The 17,803-nt window shown below is 42.2% G+C and carries 13 protein-coding genes; 5 read left to right on the forward strand and 8 right to left on the reverse strand.

What is annotated here, in order from left to right; genetic code table 11:
* Nucleotides 1–206 precede the first annotated feature (206 nt).
* Nucleotides 207–5,075, forward strand: a complete 4,869-nt coding sequence (locus tag H6G79_RS22145) for a GAF domain-containing protein (RefSeq protein WP_190591965.1) — start codon at nt 207–209, stop codon at nt 5,073–5,075.
* 105 nt (nt 5,076–5,180) lie between these two features.
* On the opposite strand, the gene hpsU is transcribed toward H6G79_RS22145, so the two are convergent.
* The 4 genes from hpsU to H6G79_RS22165 all read right to left on the reverse strand — a co-directional run bounded on the left by hpsU (nt 5,181) and on the right by H6G79_RS22165 (nt 9,130).
* Nucleotides 5,181–5,771, reverse strand: coding sequence for a hormogonium polysaccharide biosynthesis acetyltransferase HpsU (gene hpsU / locus H6G79_RS22150; RefSeq protein ID WP_190591966.1), 591 nt, complete (start codon nt 5,769–5,771; stop codon nt 5,181–5,183).
* Nucleotides 5,772–6,123: 352 nt separating this feature from the next.
* Nucleotides 6,124–7,065 carry a glycosyltransferase family 2 protein gene (locus H6G79_RS22155; protein WP_190591967.1) on the reverse strand — a complete coding sequence of 314 codons (942 nt, stop codon included), beginning with the start codon at nt 7,063–7,065 and terminating at the stop codon, nt 6,124–6,126.
* A gap of 15 nt (nt 7,066–7,080) precedes the next feature.
* Nucleotides 7,081–8,013, reverse strand: coding sequence for a glycosyltransferase family 2 protein (locus H6G79_RS22160; protein WP_190591968.1), 933 nt, complete (start codon nt 8,011–8,013; stop codon nt 7,081–7,083).
* A 304-nt stretch (nt 8,014–8,317) separates the two neighbouring features.
* Nucleotides 8,318–9,130, reverse strand: a complete 813-nt coding sequence (locus tag H6G79_RS22165; RefSeq protein WP_190591969.1) for a hypothetical protein — start codon at nt 9,128–9,130, stop codon at nt 8,318–8,320.
* 349 nt (nt 9,131–9,479) lie between these two features.
* Between H6G79_RS22165 and H6G79_RS22170 the strand changes: the two genes are divergently transcribed.
* From H6G79_RS22170 to H6G79_RS22185, 4 genes are all read left to right on the forward strand, one after another.
* A complete protein-coding gene (locus tag H6G79_RS22170; protein WP_191049370.1) occupies nt 9,480–12,407 on the forward strand; it encodes a calcium-binding protein in 2,928 nt (975 codons plus the stop codon).
* Between the two features lie 276 nt (nt 12,408–12,683).
* The gene (cobU, locus tag H6G79_RS22175) at nt 12,684–13,241 is read left to right on the forward strand and encodes a bifunctional adenosylcobinamide kinase/adenosylcobinamide-phosphate guanylyltransferase (RefSeq protein ID WP_190591971.1); all 558 of its coding nucleotides are present in this window, start codon (nt 12,684–12,686) and stop codon (nt 13,239–13,241) included.
* A 129-nt stretch (nt 13,242–13,370) separates the two neighbouring features.
* Nucleotides 13,371–13,802 carry a hypothetical protein gene (locus H6G79_RS22180; protein WP_190591972.1) on the forward strand — a complete coding sequence of 144 codons (432 nt, stop codon included), beginning with the start codon at nt 13,371–13,373 and terminating at the stop codon, nt 13,800–13,802.
* A 392-nt stretch (nt 13,803–14,194) separates the two neighbouring features.
* On the forward strand, nt 14,195–15,157 hold the full coding sequence (locus H6G79_RS22185; protein WP_190591973.1) for a ribonuclease Z: 963 nt from the start codon (nt 14,195–14,197) through the stop codon (nt 15,155–15,157).
* A gap of 146 nt (nt 15,158–15,303) precedes the next feature.
* Here the strand turns inward: H6G79_RS22185 and H6G79_RS22190 are convergent, their stop codons facing one another.
* The 4 genes from H6G79_RS22190 to H6G79_RS22205 form a co-directional block, all read right to left on the reverse strand.
* Nucleotides 15,304–16,131 carry an RICIN domain-containing protein gene (locus tag H6G79_RS22190; protein WP_190591974.1) on the reverse strand — a complete coding sequence of 276 codons (828 nt, stop codon included), beginning with the start codon at nt 16,129–16,131 and terminating at the stop codon, nt 15,304–15,306.
* Between the two features lie 525 nt (nt 16,132–16,656).
* Entirely contained in the window at nt 16,657–16,842 is a 186-nt protein-coding gene (locus H6G79_RS22195) for a hypothetical protein (RefSeq protein WP_190591975.1), read from the reverse strand.
* 92 nt (nt 16,843–16,934) lie between these two features.
* A complete protein-coding gene (locus H6G79_RS22200) occupies nt 16,935–17,297 on the reverse strand; it encodes a hypothetical protein (RefSeq protein WP_190591976.1) in 363 nt (120 codons plus the stop codon).
* A gap of 21 nt (nt 17,298–17,318) precedes the next feature.
* The gene (locus tag H6G79_RS22205) at nt 17,319–17,765 is read right to left on the reverse strand and encodes a hypothetical protein (RefSeq protein WP_190591977.1); all 447 of its coding nucleotides are present in this window, start codon (nt 17,763–17,765) and stop codon (nt 17,319–17,321) included.
* Nucleotides 17,766–17,803: the final 38 nt, after the last annotated feature.

Consider the following 17,803-nt stretch of genomic DNA (forward strand, 5'->3'; position numbering starts at 1 on the left):
CAGACAGTCGTATAACCGAACAAGATAGGCGCGATTTCCGCGTCACTTAGGAAAATTTTACATTGCATTTTATAGGGAATAGGTTACAGGTTATAGGTTATAGGAAGAGAATGTGTTTGACGAAAATGAAAAGCCCGAAAAATCCCATAGATAAAACTAGATAGTAATGGGAACAATAAAGCATCAATTCCTTGCTCAATACATGAATGCTTAACCAAACAACATCTTTCACGGCATCAGAACTGAAATCTGCGATCGTTCCCCATCCGCTCATCGTGACACCAGCAACACTAGTAACGGAAGTGATTAACCAAATGAGTGGTATTCGCAATATTTGTGATGCTACTCCGCGTTTGGGTGAGCAACTAGATAAAGTTTATCTAGAAGCACGCTCCAGTTGCGTATTAGTAGTAGAAGATGGCAGCTTAATCGGGATCTTCACAGAAAGAGATGTTGTGCGGTTGAGTGCAGAACAGCATTCTTTGGCAAATTTGGTAATTCAGGAAGTGATGATTTCTCCAGTCGTCACCCTGTATGAATCTGATTTGACAGATTTATTTTCGGCGGTGAATTTGCTCCAGCAGTACCATATCCGCCATATACCCATTTTGAACGAGCAGGAGCAGGTGGTAGGGCTAGTAACTCATGAAAGTCTCAGCTATGCCTGTCGTCCGGTGGATTTGTTGCGGTTGCGTTTGGTGTCGGAGGTGATGATTACTGAGGTAATTACTGCCTCTGCTGATAGTTCAATGTTAGCGATCGCTCAACTGTTGGCTAAACATCGCATTAGTTCGGTAATGATTGTAGACACTGGTGGTAACGAAATTCAACCACTGCAATTTCCTCTGGGAATTATTACCGAGCGTGACATTGTGCAGTTTCAAGCCTTGGGCTTGAACTTGAAACATTGCCTAGCTCAGATAGTCATGAGTTCACCAGTATTTACAGTCAAACCCCATGATTCCTTGTTGGTGGTGCAGCAAATCATGGAACAACGCTTTATTAGAAGATTGGCAGTCATTGGCAAACAAGGTGAACTCTTGGGAATTGTTACCCAAAGCAATCTGCTACAAGCACTCAACCCCTTAGAACTATACAAGTTAGCAGGAATACTAGAAAAAAGGGTGGTGCAATTAGAAGCCGAACATCTGGCTACCTTAGAAAGTCACACTGTGGAACGAGAACAACAAGTTGACTTACAGACAAGCACCCTCCAAGCCAAAATCAGCCAGGAAAATTTAATTGCAGAAATCGCCGTCCAAATTCGCTCTTCTCTGAGTTTGCAAACTATTTTAAACACCACAGTCGAAAAGGTGCGGCATTTATTAGGCTGCGATCGCGTTAATATTTGGCAATTTCATCTAGATGGGCAAATGACGGTGGTGGCAGAGTCTACCAACTCAACACTATCACTAGTGGGTGAACAAATTCATGACCCCTGCTTTTCGCTACATAACACAGATAGTTATCGCCAGGGAAAAATTCGTGTTGTCTCAGATATCTACACAACACCATTATCTGATTGTCACCGCCAGATGCTGATACGCCTGCAAACAAGAGCCAAAATTTTAGTGCCACTGTTGTGCGGTCAGCAATTATGGGGTTTACTAAATGCAACTGAAAGTCAACACCCCCGTGAGTGGCAACCAGAAGAAATTGAACTGCTACAAATGTTATCAGTGCATTTAGCGATCGCACTTCAGCAAGCTACAACTCACCAAAAACTCCAAGATGAACTGCGTGATCGACAACGCATTGAATTGACTTTACAAAAATTGGTTGAAGGTACAGCCGCCGTCACTGGTGAGGAATTTTTTCCCGCCTTAGTCAGCCACATTGCCGAAGCTTTAAATGTCTCCTATGTGCTGGTGACGGAAAAACTTGGCGATCAACTACATACCTTGGGCTTTTGGGCAAAGGGAGCCTTGCAACCACCAATTTCCTACCCTATGGCTCTAACTCCTTGCGAATATGCTTTGAATAACGGGGAATTTTACTGCCAAAACCAAGTCCAAGCTTTTTTCCCTGACGATTTAGACTTAGTAAATATGCAAGCAGACAGTTATCTGGGAATTGCCCTCAAAGATAATGAAGGTAATAGCATTGGCACTCTGTGTATTTTAGATTTACAACCCATACAGGACAATCAATATACTGAAGCTATCCCTATTCTCCAAGTATTTGCAGCCAGAGCCGCCGCAGAATTACAGCGCAAAGCCGCCAATCAAGCACTACAACGTTTGAACCAAGACTTAGAGCAGAAAATTGCACAGCGCACCCAAGAACTCCAGGCGCGAGAAGCACAATTACGAGATTTCTTTGACAACGCCACCGATTTAATTCAAAGCATTGCCCCGGATGGGCGAATTTTATTTGTAAATCGGGCATGGAAGGAAGCTTTGGGATATGACGATAGCGACTTGGAGCAGTTATCAATTTTCCAAGTCATTCATCCCGATGAATTGGTACATTGCCAAACAGCAATGCACAGCTTGTTTGCAGGCACTTTGTGTTTAGGTATCGAAACCAGATTTCTCACCAAAGCCGGCAGAGAAATTATTGTTGAGGGGAATGTGAATTGTCAATGGCAAAATGGACTGCCGATCGCCACACAAGGTATTTTTCGAGATATTACCGCTCGTAAACAAACCGAAAAAACAATTTATCTCCAAATACAACGGGAAAAACTACTGCGAGAAATTTCCCAAAGGATTCGTGAATCATTAGACTTACAAACGATTTTTAACACTGCTTGTCAGGAAATTCGCCAAGTAATTCAAGCTGATCGGGTGGGTATTTTCAAGTTTTATCCTGACTCCAACTTTGATGACGGCGAATTTGTGGCGGAATCAGTAGGTGAGCGTTTTAATTCAGTTGTCGCCATTCCCATACATGATCACTGCTTTGGCAAAAATTATTCCTCCCTTTATGCCAAAGGCCGATTTTTTGCGGTTGATGATATATACAAAAGAGGAATGAGTTCTTGTCACAGCGATATTTTGGCTGAGTTTCAAGTGCGGAGTAATTTGGTGATGCCGTTACTTTGTGGTGATGAATTGTGGGGTTTGTTGTGTATTCATCAATGTGGCAAAACTCGCTCTTGGCGACAGTCGGAGATTGAGTTTACCCAAGAATTATCCTACCAGTTAGCGATCGCCATTCAACAAGCCAATCTCTACGAAAAAATTCAGGCAGAATTGTTAGTCCGCCAACGAGCCGAAGCGAAAATTGCCTTGCAACTGCGACGACAAGAAACCCTGGAAATTATCGTCCAAAAAATTCGTGAGTCATTAGATATTCACGAAATCCTCGCAACGGTAACTCAGCAAGTAAAAGAGGTATTACATTGCGATCGTGTGATCGTCTTCCGGCTGTTTGCTAACGGTAAGAGCCAAATTGTCGAAGAAGCTATATCTGAGGGATTGCCTAGACTCAAAGACCAACACTGGGAAAATGAAACTTGGTCTCAAGAAATCCTTGATTATTATTGGCAAGGCAAACCGCGCATTGTCTGTGATGTTATGCAAGATATCTGGACAAAGTGCCTAGTAGAATACTCCCAGACAGGTCAAATTCAGTCCAAAATCGTCGCACCAATTCTTCAAGAAGTGCGAGACAGCGAAGATCATCGCTGGGTAACTCCTTGGGCAAATAACAAACTCTGGGGCGTTTTAGTTGTTCATGCTTGCCAAGAAAAACGTGTCTGGAAAGATTCAGAAGCACAAGTTCTCCAACAAATTGCCAATCAGTTAGCGATCGCCATTCAGCAAGCAAGTTTATTTCAACAATTACAACTAGAACTCGCCGAACGCCAGCAAGCAGAGGCAAAACTCACCGAAAGCAATCAAAAACTAGCAATTTCTAACGAAGAACTAGCTCGCGCTACCCGTCTCAAAGATGAATTTTTAGCCAACATGAGTCATGAACTCCGCACTCCCCTCAATGCCATTTTGGGAATGACGGAAGGGCTACAAGAGGAAGTGTTTGGCATTATCAATGAGCAACAACTCAAAGCATTACAAACCATTGAGCGCAGTGGTTCCCATTTACTAGAGTTAATCAACGATATTTTAGACTTGTCCAAAATTGAAGCCGGTCAGATCAAACTTGACTACCTCTGGACTTCCGTGAATCATCTGTGCCAATCCAGTCTGGCATTTATCAAACAGCAGGCATTACGCAAGCAAATTCAAGTTGAACTAAAATTGCCAATGAATCTCCCAGAAATACTGGTAGATGAACGGCGGATTCGTCAAGTGTTGTTGAATCTGTTGAACAACGCCGTCAAATTTACTCCCGATGGCGGACGCATCACCTTGGCAGTAACGCAAATTTCCTCCCCGATATCAACTAGCGATGCAACCATGCAACACTTCTTGCACTTCGCCATCCAAGATACCGGCATTGGGATTTCACCAGAAAATATCCAGAAACTCTTTCAGCCTTTTGTGCAGATTGACAGCGCCTTAAATCGGCAATATACAGGTACAGGTTTAGGGCTGGCATTAGTCAAACAAATTGTCGAACTTCACGGTGGCCGGGTGGGACTGACGAGTGAATTAGGCGTGGGTAGTTGTTTTACAGTCGATCTACCCTGTCATCCTAGTGCTGATCTTGCACCGGAACTCATCACCAATTATCAAGTAATTAATACTCCAGAAGCTTGCTGCTGCAACACCAATGAATCACCAAGTCTTACCCCCCTCATCTTGCTGGTAGAAGATAACGAAGCCAATATTAGTACAGTTTCTAGCTACCTCGAAGCCAAGGGGTATCGCATTGTGCTGGCTAATAACGGTCAAGAAGCAATTGACTTGACAATAGCACACCGTCCTGACTTAATTTTGATGGATATTCAAATGCCAGGAATCGACGGTTTAGAAGCAATTCGACAAATTCGCCAAAATCCTGAGTTTGTCAATACTCCCATTATTGCCCTGACAGCCCTGGCTATGAGTGGCGATCGCGATCGCTGTTTAGCCGCAGGTGCTAACGACTACCTCTGCAAACCTGTCAAACTCAAGCAACTAGCAACCTTGATTAAAAAGTTTTTCACAGACGAAGAGGTGATCTAGTAGGTCAATAACTAATTATGTAGGGTATGGGGATGATAAATGTGGGTTGTTGATCAGGGGGACAAGGGAGACAGGGAAGATAAGGGAGATAAGGGGCTAATTTTGTTAATCCAAACGTTCTGATGAATTGGCTGAATTTTTCAACCGCGCATACTGTGGTTTACAAGGGCTACCCCAACAAACTTGTCCAGGGGGCATATTGGCAAATACAGTACTACGAGCGCCAATTACAGCATTGGCACCAATTTCGACTCCAGGGCCAACAAAACAATCGGCTGTAATCCATACCCCGTTATTAATAGTAATTGGTGCTGTTTTTAACCCAAAAGCCGGATCTTGGATGTCGTGGCTACCCGTACATAAGTAGGTTTTTTGGGAAATCACACAGTGTTCACCGATATTAATTTTATCCAAGCTGTATAAAACTACATCATCACCAATCCAACTGTAGTCACCAATGGTAACTTTCCACGGATACGTGAAGCGGGCTGTGGGTCGAATTAATACACCTTGACCAATACGCGCCCCGAATAGTCGCAGCAAAAAGCAACGCAAACCATTAAAAGGATGTGGAGTTAAGGGAAAGGCGATCGCCTGTACAAACCACCACAACAAAACATACCAGCTTGGACGACCACGGTCAAACCAGGATTGGTCATACTTGCGTAAATCTACAAAGGATTGGTTATTTGTCATGTGTCATTGGTTATTTGCTATTCGTCATTCACGCGATGTGCAACTTATTTTTGTAACCCCTCTCCAAACCTCTCCCCGAAACGGAGAGAGGCTTTGAGTTTTGCTCCCCTTCCCTGTCTGCGACACGCTGCGCGAACGTAGGGAAGGGGTTGGGGGTTAGGTTTGAGAAAAAGTCGCACACGGCGTTCATTCGTCAATAAACAAAAGAGACTGGGAAAATCATACTACCCAGTCTCTCACGTCTAAATAAAGCAGTCGGAGTATAAATTAGGACATTGAGAAAGCACGAATGCTAGTTATACCTCTGGTTGGTGAGCGTAGCCGAACCACTGCCTCCTTCAATCCATACTTCCTAAACTGCCGTTTGCTCAATTTTTTGGGGGAGAGATGGCGGTGCAGATTTAGCAGTATTGGCGGTATTTAATTTACCTCCACAACTGCGTAATTCATACAGTTTCACGCCAATTTGATATTCATATTGACTGAGTAGGCGGCCATAAATATATCCAGCTCTGCCATCTAAAAAACCACGCTGAATAATATAGAACAAAATAAACCGTAAAATTGGTTTAAAAGGTAAATGTACCCAGACTTTCTTGAGAAAACGTTTACGTTGAACGGCATCACCAAATAAGTTAGCGCCAATTGTACCTGTGTCACCTAGACCAGTAAGCAGATTGTAATAAACTCTCGCTTCCCAATTAGAATAGCGATTGTGTCTTTCTAGCCAGTGGAACAAATCACGAAAGTCTTCATGGAGCATATCATTGTTGAGATATCCCACTTGCCCTTGTAAAATCACATGTTCGTGAACTTCGTTATCACCAGTATTAGGGATATCTTCGGTATTGAGGTTTTCGTAGCGACCAGCTTTGTGTTTAAACAAACGCAAATTCCAATCAGGATATTTCCCACCATGACGAATCCATTGACCTAAGAAAAATACGCGGCGATTGAGATAATAACCGCTATATTCTTCATTTTGAATTGCTTGAGCAATTTCATCCCATAATTCGGGAGTAATGCGTTCATCGCAATCAACAATTAGTACCCATTCGTTACGGAAAGGTAAGCTATCTAAAGACCAATTTTTCTTTTTCGGCCAGCGTCCATTGAAGTGAAACTGTACAACATTCGCACCGTAACTATTAGCAATTTCTAAGCTTTTATCAGTGCTTTGAGAATCAACAATAAAGATTTCATCTGCTCTTTGGAGACTGGTCAAACAAGCCGGTAAATTGGCTTCTTCGTTTTTGGCAGGAATTAAGACTGAGACGGGAATTTTAGAGGACATATATGTTGTTATTTGTTATTTTTTATGGGATGTAGACAGCAGACCCTGAATAGCAGCATTTAAATAACCTATTTGACAATATGTATACACAAGTTTGTCGAAGCGTTCTGCTGGGTCAGAAAAATACTGTAATGATTTATATAAACCCCGAATCAAACGCTCACTACCGCGTAATAATTGACGGCTCCCTGTTTTGCCTGCAAGTTGTTCTCGGTAGCATTCACTGATACCTTGCCACCAGCCACGATTCAAAAACCAAGAGCGATTGAGCCGTTCGGGTGCAACGTTATGCGCTACTAAAGCTTCTGGCAGATAGGCCACTTGCCAGCCATGCTGGAGTGCAAATTCTGTCATTTGCAATTCTTCATTAGATAACAAGTTTTTGCCGACTCGACCAAGATGGGGGTCAAAACCACCAATTTCTGCCAAAAAGCTCTGTCGGATGGAATAATTTAAGCCTCTAGGGGTTAAGCCCGGTTGATCGATATAAACTATTTTGTCACCTAGATCATAAGCTCCCAAATTGCCGGCTAACCCAGAAGATAGCCATTTGGGTGGTTGGATTGTCGGTGGCCATAAAAGTGTGACTTTGCCACCCGCGATCGCTAGTTTGGGGTTGCTTTGATAGGCAGAATACAATACTTGCAACCAGCGATCGCTGGCGACCGCATCATCATCTAAATAAGCCAGAATTTCGGCACGCGCAACTTTAGCACCAGTGTTCCGGGCAACCGATAAGCCGGTGGTGGGTTCAAAGATATACTTTAAACGGGCATTGCAGGCTCTTTGTTCGACAACTTCGCGGGTGCGATCGCTGGAGTTGTTATCTACTACTATCACCTCAAAATCGCCAGCAAAGTCCTGCGCCAACAGGCTATCAATTGCTGCACCTAAATAGGTATCTCGATTGTGAGTACAGATAATGGCAGAGATTTGGATGTCTGACATAGGATTAAGTTTAACAACAGAGAATTCAGGACTTAGGAGGAGGCAGTGCGGTGGATGGTTACTGTATTCACAGTGAAACACCACACACTCATCAAAGATTCAGTGGTTGAACAATCAGTGCAGGATTATACCTATTACTTATTGCTTCTGAATTCTGAATTCTGCATTCTGTATTCTTTTTTAAGTTGTCACCCTTGGATTTGAGACTACAGTCTTCTATCCAACGGTCGCCTGCTCTGTGCTAATCTATAACAAAAAATTCCAACCCACCAACCGCGTTTCTTCGGAATTCGTCTTTAATTCTTTAAGCTTGTTGAATATGGCTGTGTAAAACTACGAGAGTTTCAGCTAATTGACTCAGACGGGTTTCGAGATATTGTTTGCGTGCTAATAATTGACGGAGTTTTTGATGCCGTGCGATCGCCATACTCACTGTCGGTACTTGATCTGGTGGACAGGGACGTGACCAAACTTTACCCGATCCATCCAAACCACACAGCCGATATCCTGTGCGCGAAAATTGATAAGCGTCTTTATTCCCAGTGGTGCAGATTTCTTCAACATAGTTCATCAGACGGTCAACTTCCGCGTGGCGTAGTGTGGCGGTTCCTGGTTGTTCTGGTTCTTTGGGATTAGACTCTAACCAACCGTTGACTATCGGCCCTTCTAAATACAGGTCTTGGATTTGTTGCAGGAGATTTTGCAGTTCTTGTTGCCAACCAGCTACATGAATTTGAATTTCTTGCAGCAAATTCATAGCTAAGGCTGGGTTAGCTCCGTGGCGATGGTTACTAAAGCTAGGAGTTTTAAACTTGGGTAGGCTGGGAGTTTTATTACCTGTTTCTTGAGCAGAAAATGTATCTACAGAATGATGTTCCGCAAATAAATCTGGTTCAACAGTGCTGTCATAGTTAGAATTTATCTCTAAATTTTCTGTGAGTTCTGGTGTCACACTTGGCTCATCAGATATATCTACATCTGGGGTAGCAGCTTTGCTAGAAACACTAATTCTAAAAGATACTGGCTGCTTGGGCGAATCTCCAGCTTCGACTGTGGCGTTGTCCCGATTTCCGAGATCATGTAGAGTCGCTTCAATCCGTTTTAGCCCTGTTTTCATAAGCATATCCTGTGAGTTTGCTGCCCTTTGTGGTATTTAACTTTTCACAAAGGTTAGTTGGGAGTCTTGGCTTTTGCCAATTTTGGCACAAATTAATCTGGTGCTAATTTTATCTTTTAAAAGATATTTGCAACAAACAAACTCAAAATTATCATCCCTAGGTATGGGGCTTTGAAGCTGTTTTTGATGGCAATTGGCGATTACATTACATTTCTTTACAAAAAATTCATATTCAATGTATTTCAGAAAACGTTCATATTAAGCAATTTAATGATTTATTTATATTTGTTAAGGTCTTTTGTCTTAGGTCAAATCTCAAGACATATTTCACCAAGGGAAATCCTAATCAATGACTACACCTGTGCAATTAGTAACTAATCAAGATCAGGTCTTGACAACCTCGCTTGTATTCGACCTGAATACCTTGAGTCAAGAATTAGTTTCAGGCAAGATAGCTGCTGCGGATTTCGCTGGTTTATTCAGTAAGACAGATGTTGTAGAAGCAACTCGGTTAGCCAATCCACCTGCTGAAATTATTGAAACTACTATTGACGCTGCAACTGAGTTTGTACTCAAATTTGCACCTGATGTCGCAAATGACCCGATCGCCTTTAAAATATTTTCGGCTGCTAATTCTGATACAGCCTCTTTAGTAAGTAAGCTAGTTCACATCATTCTTGGTACTGAAAGCAATGACATTTTGATCGGTAAAGCCACCCGTGATTATATTTTTGGACTGGGTGGTAATGATCTGTTATTGGGAGAAGGTGAAAATGACTTTCTGTTTGGCGGCAAAGGCAATGATATCCTCCTTGGTGGAGACGGTAACGATACTGTCTTTGGCGAAAGCGGCGATGACACTTTATTTAATGATGCAGGCAGCGATAATCTGATTGGTGGTACTGGTAATGATTACTTTTATGTATTAGATGCCAGTGGGAGCAGTTTGCTAAATGGTGGGACTGGCATTGATACAGCCGACTACAGTGCTTTAAGCCAAGCAATCACCTTGAAATCTACTGGGATTGTTAGCAAAGGAGTAGGCTTTGGTACAGATCAACTAGTTCAAGTCGAGAGAATTTTTGCGACCTCATCACTCAACGACTGGATTGATGCTTCAGATGCTACCGCGCCAACTTCCATAACTGTTAATTTATTAACCAATTCCCTGATTGTAAATAATGTTCCTGGTTTGGGAACCCTCACTTTTACAGTCAGTGGTTTTGAGAATGTCAGAGGTACAAACCAAAACGACAGCATTACTGGTGACAATGCCAATAACATTCTCAATGGTGGTGCGGGTAATGATGTGTTGGGTGGTAGTAACGGTAATGATACCCTCAACGGTGATGTAGGAACTGATACAGCAGACTATAGTGCGCTGGGACAAACTATCGTTCTCGGCCCCACAGGTACAGTCAGCAAATCAGGTGGAGGAATTGACCAATTAAACGGAATTGAAACCATCACAGCCTCTGCCTTACTCGGCGATACAATTAATTCCTCAACAGCAACGGGTAGCGTCAGCATTACCGCCAACTTGGGTACAAATAGTTTGACAGTGAATAATGTGTTGATTGGTGGTGTGACTACCAACCTCAACTTTACTGTCAACAACTTTGAGAATGTCACAGGTACTGGGAATAATGACATTATTACTGGTAACAACGGTAATAATATTCTCAATGGTGGTGCTGGCAATGATGTGTTGCGCGGTAGTAATGGTAATGATACCCTCAACGGTGATGCAGGCACTGACACGGTAAACTACAGTGGATTAGGGCAATCCATTATTCTTGGCCCCACAGGTACAGTCAACAAATCTGGTGGAGGAACTGACCAGTTAAATGGCATTGAAGCGATCGTTGCATCTAACTTGCTGAATGATACTATTAATGCCTCAGCAGCAACAGGTAGTACCTCCATTACCGCCAACTTGGGTACAAATAGCTTGATAGTAAATAATGTGGTGATTGGTAGTGCGACTACTAATCTCAATTTCACTGTCAGTAACTTTGAGAATGTTACAGGTACTGCGAATAATGACACTATTACTGGTAATGCTGCTAACAACATTCTCAATGGTGGTGCGGGTAATGATGTGTTGCGCGGTAGTAACGGTAATGATACCCTCAACGGTGATGCAGGCACTGATACAACAGACTATAGTGCGCTGGGACAAACTATCGTTCTCGGCCCCACAGGTACAGTCAACAAATCAGGTGGAGGAATTGACCAATTAAACGGGATTGAAACCATCACAGCTTCTACCTTACTCGGCGATACAATTAATTCCTCAACAGCAACGGGTAGTGTCAGTATTACCGCCAACTTGGGTACAAATAGTTTGACAGTGAATAATGTGTTGATTGGTGGTGTGACTACCAACCTCAACTTCACTGTGAATAACTTTGAGAATGTCATTGGTACTGGGAATAATGACATTATTACTGGTAACAACGGTAATAATATTCTCAATGGTGGTGCTGGCAATGATGTGTTGCGCGGTAGTAATGGTAATGATACCCTCAACGGTGATGCCGGTACTGACACGGTAAACTACAGTGGATTAGGACAGTCCATTATTCTTGGCCCCACAGGTACAGTTAGCAAATCTGGTGGAGGAACTGACCAGTTAAATGGCATTGAAGCGATCGTTGCATCTAACTTGCTGAATGATACTATTAATGCCTCAGCAGCAACAGGTAGTACCTCCATTACCGCCAACTTGGGTACAAATAGCTTGATAGTAAATAATGTGGTGATTGGTAGTGCGACTACTAACCTCAATTTCACTGTCAGTAACTTTGAGAATGTTACAGGTACTGCGAATAATGACACTATTACTGGTAATGCTGCTAACAACATTCTCAATGGTGGTGCGGGTAATGATGTATTAGTAGGTGGTGCTGGTAACGATAATCTCATCGGTGGTAGTGGTGCAGATGTTTTAACTGGCGGTATTGGCAATGATCAGTTCACCTTCTTAAAACCTGGGGAAGGTGTAGATATCATCACTGATTTTGCTTCTGTCCCTGATACGATCGCAGTTTCTGCTTCTGGTTTTGGTGGTGGTCTATCCTTGGGTGTGCTTTCCAGTCTTCAGTTCTTTGTAGGTACAGGTGCAACAACCGCAAATCAGAGATTTATCTATAACAGTATTACTGGTGGACTATTCTTTGATATTGACGGTAATGGTGTGACGGCACAACAGCAAATTGCTAGTCTCACTCTCGCACCAACTCTGACATCCGATGACATTCTAGTGATTGCTTAACAGAGATAGGATTTACGTACAAAGGTTATCTGTTAAGAATGGGTGTAAGAGTGTGAGGCTGTACTTATAGCGTTTCTCGGTTGAGTGCAGTAAAAGTAGATGGGGAAAAGAGGCTAGGGAAATATATTTATTTCACTGGAATGAAAGCCGCTATAACTTTATTGCTCTATACTCCTTTACCCTCTTCCAAATAGTTGTGATCAAAGGATTGGAACATGAAAGGATGTAGAAGTAAAATTCTACATCTTTTTGCTTAAGTATTTCCTAGGAAAAATCGTGGGTAAAGTCATTTTAATTACAGGGGCTGCTCGGTCGGGCAAAAGTGAATGGGCAGAATATCTTGCCCAGCAGTCAGGTAAACAAGTGGTTTATGTTGCCACTGCTACCGAAAATCCTAATGATCCTGAGTGGCAAAAACGCATTGCGGCACATCAACAACGCCGTCCGCAAAATTGGGTAACTTTAGCAGTGCCTAGAGAATTATCAGCGACTTTGGCTGATGCTAAACCCCAGAGTTGTTTGTTAGTTGATTCTTTGGGAACTTGGGTGACAAATTTTTTAGATGAGGATGAAATTAGTTGGCAAAATACAATTGCCGAGTTTTTAGACACAGTACAACTCGTAGCTGCCGATATGCTGTTTGTGGCGGAAGAAGTCGGCTGGGGTGTGGTTCCTGCTTACCCTATCGGTAGACAATTCCGCGATCGCCTGGGTGCTTTGGTGCGGCAATTAGGCGTTGTTTGTGACACGGTTTATCTTGTAGCTGGTGGTCATGTATTGAATTTGAGTGTGCTGGGTACACCATTGCCAACAGCGATAAATGAGGAATTGTAAAGTATTAAATTAAGAAAAATGAAGAGAGCTTGATTATTATTTTGCCTACCGATTGAGGGTCAAATTTTTAATAGAAAATTAATATTATATACAGAGCAAGTCTCCTCATGCCGAATGTACAATCGTGGTATGGCAAACACAGAAGATGTCAAAAAGTATCTCGCCTACTGGTTTCAGTTGGGTAAGAGAGTAGTGGTTGGTAATGGGGTAGCAAGCTTGTTGCCTCAACCTGTATATAAAGGCGATCGCTATAGCCAGGAATTTGAAGAGTGTTGGCAGAAAATTATCTCGCCAGAATTCGGTGATTGTTATTTAGAAGGCACTCACGAAACCATTGCAGAATTGCTGACCTCTGTATGGGAAATTATGCCTTGTGGTCGTTGCAATATGCCGATTCCGATGAGAAACGTAGGAATGCCGGCTGAGACTTGCCCATGCAATAATTTACCTGGTTGGCCGAACACTGATTTACCAGCGCCACGTTCGGCAGTGGATAACCAAGCCAGACTGATGGGAATCCGCGATCGCTTGTTAGAAAATCTTTCCGCCAAAAGTAAGTAACTAGGACTTACGCACAGGTTGTCTATCCAGAATGGGTGTAAGGGTATAAGGGTATGGGGTGTAAGGGTTTTGTATAATTACACGCCTACAATCTTCCCCAAACTATTGATTTTTCGTCTTATTGCTAGTCCTACACATGATCAAACTCTCTTATACCATTTTGGATTTTAGATTTTGCGAAAAGTTGCGTGGGCGGGTTCCCCGACTTGAGCAAACTTTTCAAGACAGATTTTAGATTGAGACAGGCTTTACTGGTAAGCTTTTGGGCAATTTATTTGTCGCAATCATTCTTCAATTTGGTATTACAATTCTGACTTGTGGATTCTGGATTCTGTTATGTCACCATATAGAATAAAGAGCCAAAATCAGTAATAGGGAAACAAAAAAACGCTGTGCAAATAACATTTTTAGGGACAAGTTCCGGTGTACCGACGCGATCGCGTAATGTTTCTAGTGTCGCCCTAAGATTACCCCAAAGGGCAGAACTGTGGTTATTCGATTGTGGTGAAGGTACTCAGCACCAAATTTTGCGGAGTGACCTAAAAATCAGTCAACTTTCCCGAATTTTTATTACCCATCTGCACGGCGACCATATTTTTGGCTTGATGGGTTTGTTGGCTAGTTGTGGTTTAGCTGGCAATGTTGACAGAATTGATATTTACGGGCCGCCGGGATTAAATGAATATATCCAATCGGCATCAAAATATTCTCATACACACTTTTCTTACCCGATTAAAGTTCATACTATCCGTCCTGGAGTAATTTACGAAGATCAGGAATTTACCGTCACCTGTGGCCAGTTGCATCATCGAATTACCGCATTTGGTTATCGGGTTGCCGAAAAAGACCGCGCTGGACGTTTTGATGTCGAAAAAGCCAAAACGCTGCAAATTCCTGCTGGTCGGATTTATGGTCAACTCAAACGGGGTGAAACTGTCACCTTGGACGACGGAAGAGTAATTAACGGCGCTGAACTTTGTGGCCCCACAGAAATTGGCCGCAAAATAGCTTACTGCACAGATACAATTTATACAGAAGGTGCGGTAGAACTAGCTAAAGATGCGGATGTATTAATTCACGAAGCGACCTTTGCCCATGCAGACGCAGAGATGGCTTTTCAAAGATTACATTCGACAACCACAATGGCAGCACAAACAGCTTTAGCAGGTGGTTCCCATCGGTTAATCATGACTCATTTTAGCCCTCGCTACGCTCCAGGCAACCCCATAGAATTGAAAGATTTACTTCAAGAAGCACGGGCGATTTTTCCTAAGACAGATATGGCTTATGATTTTATGACTTATGATGTCCCTCGACGGCGGGAAGTAGAGTTAAAACAAATGCCTGTAAGTTAAGCGATCGCCCCAAGTCCAGCGATAATTACAATAGACCGATTTGAATTAAATCTAGACAATCATTGCAAAACCGACCCCCAAATTTGAAGGAGTCGGTCAAAGAGAAGGTCAGTTGTTATTTAAAAGAAGAAGGATGAAGGGGTTAACTACACAGCCTCAAATTTCCATTTGTGGTGATCAACGTTTTGTCTTGTCCATTGATCGACTTTTGCTCCATTCTCTTTGTTGCCACCATTTACCTGTAGAACCTTACCACTTTGTTTGCCGATAATGTAGAAGTAGCCGTCACCTGCATCTTCCAATAGCCATTTAGAGTTATCGTTATTTCCTTTCTGATACTGAACAGCATTGCTACCATCAACACTACCACCACCTGCTATATTTGCAACTTTGCCGCTATGTTTAGCAACAAGGTAGTAAGAGCCATCACCAGTATCTTCCAACAGCCATTTAGAGTTATCACTATCTGACTTGTCATACTGAATAAGCTGGATATTGTCTTCCTTACTACCACCTGTCACATTTAAAACTTTGCCAGTATGTTTAACAACAAGGTAGTAGTATTTTCCTGCTGTCGGACGTGGTGTTTTCGCAGACGCAGGCTCAATAGCAATCCAATTGATGTGCCATTCATTTTGATTTGCTACTGCTGGGGTAACGGCTGTTCCACTCTGGCTATAGCCTTGTTCCCACCTGATTTCTACTTCAAAACCTTTGGCAGTGGGATTGTAGATAGAACTAGAACCAGAAATTCCCCAATGATGGTTCTTACCCCCAACTGTTATTACGTAAGTTGGTACTGAGGTGAAACCCGCAGCACTAGTGTCAATATAGACATAAACACCATCGCTACCAACATTGCCACCCGTCTTCCAGTCAGTTGCACCTGGTGTTGTCTTACCCGATGCAATTTTTGTACCATCTGTTCCATAAGTTACTGACAAATTCTGAGTTTTAATTGGTGTTGCTACCATGATTTGACCTCTGAAAATTACTCGATTTTGAAAATGAATAAGTGTGGGTTTTGTCAATGCCAAAGACAACTCAGCACAACAATATTCGTCACAAGACATTAGTCTTGTGCGGAATACTATTGCCACAGTGCATGTATTTGCTAGATCAGAGCGTTTAGCTTGACAAATGCTTTAGTGGAAGTCGCTTGAAGTGCGTTCTCGATACACTTCATGCTTCTAATATTCCAAAATTTTTATGAGAATTCAAGGACAGTTAAAACAGTTAAAAAACAGTTAAAAAAGCATTAAGACAGTTAAGACACTTAAGTAATCAGGACTTACGCAAAAGTTCCCGAAAAGCTTAATTTATCGTAGACGCGAAGCGGCTTCCCGCAGGGTACCGCCAAGTCGCCAAGAACGCCAAGAAATCGTAGAGTCTGCGTAAGTCCTAGTAATATTGAATAAATACTTAGGGCTGGACGAAAAAGACCTTTGGTGCTGGTAGGGAAAACTTCTCCTATCGGAGACGCTACGCGAACGACAGGCTCAGGGGAGCGCGGGAAACAAGAACCAGGAACAGTTTTTTCCTGATTGATGAGTGCGATCGCTCCAAATCCAGCGATAATTACAATGACCTAGATAAGCGAGTGCGATCGCTCCAAATCCAGCGATAATTACAATGCCTTCAAAGTAAGCAAATTCCACCCTGAATTTCTTACTAGCACTGGTCACACTCAGATAAATCAATGCTTTTGAGAGCCATTATGGTGCATTTATATGATGCGAAATCTTGCGGAAACTATAATCACCGTATAGCTACTTCACTATGTATCTAATCTTGCACAAGTAAATTTTACCAAATCATTGATATTGATGTCTCCCGGTAAATTAACATCTAGCTCAATAATAATATTTCCTACTCGTACTAAATTCTCTTCTACACTTATCACTTGCCCTAATATTTCATGAGCAAAACCACTCTTCTTACGGCTAATATAAGGAGTTTTATTTATGGTTTCCAAAACAGGGTATTGGCTATTAAAAGATAAAAGTGGTTCTTCAATAAAATAACCTATACATTTATTACAAGGCTGACAAAAGGCAGCACACTCATAAACACCATCAGTTATATGTAATAAAGCCTCTTCAGCATCTTCTGAAAGAATTTCAATATTTTTAATTAACATATTATTAATAAATTCTTTTCCTCATTTTTCTCTAAATACCTGACACCATTCTCTTTGAAAATGCTCTTGAATTTCAACACTTACAGGCTCTACATCATCACCAGTTTTAAATATATCTACACGAGTTAATTGACCATCTTCACCCACTTTATAAACTCTTCGTCCCAATGCCATATCGATTGCCATACCCGTTATTATGATTTTTCTACTAGCTCCGTAGCAAATAGGCAAAAGACGGTGTAAAGCAAGTCTCTCTCGAACCCGCTTAAAAGACTCGAAAAAATGCCAATCTGTTTCTTCGATTACACCGTTAGCCCACTGTAATTTAATACGACATTCGGTGCGTCGTCCGCCAACTTCAGTCCAATCTCGGCAACCTAATTCAATCTTTGCTGGAAGCAAATTATTATCTGCATCTTTCAAGAAGATTTCATACTCACCAACAGCTTTTTCTGGTGCTTGTGACATTTAACCTTCCAAGTTTAGGTTTTCAATAATATCTTGAA

The sequence above is a fragment of the Anabaena sp. FACHB-83 genome (genome assembly GCF_014697485.1).
In the GTDB taxonomy this organism is placed as follows: Bacteria; Cyanobacteriota; Cyanobacteriia; order Cyanobacteriales; family Nostocaceae; genus Nostoc_B.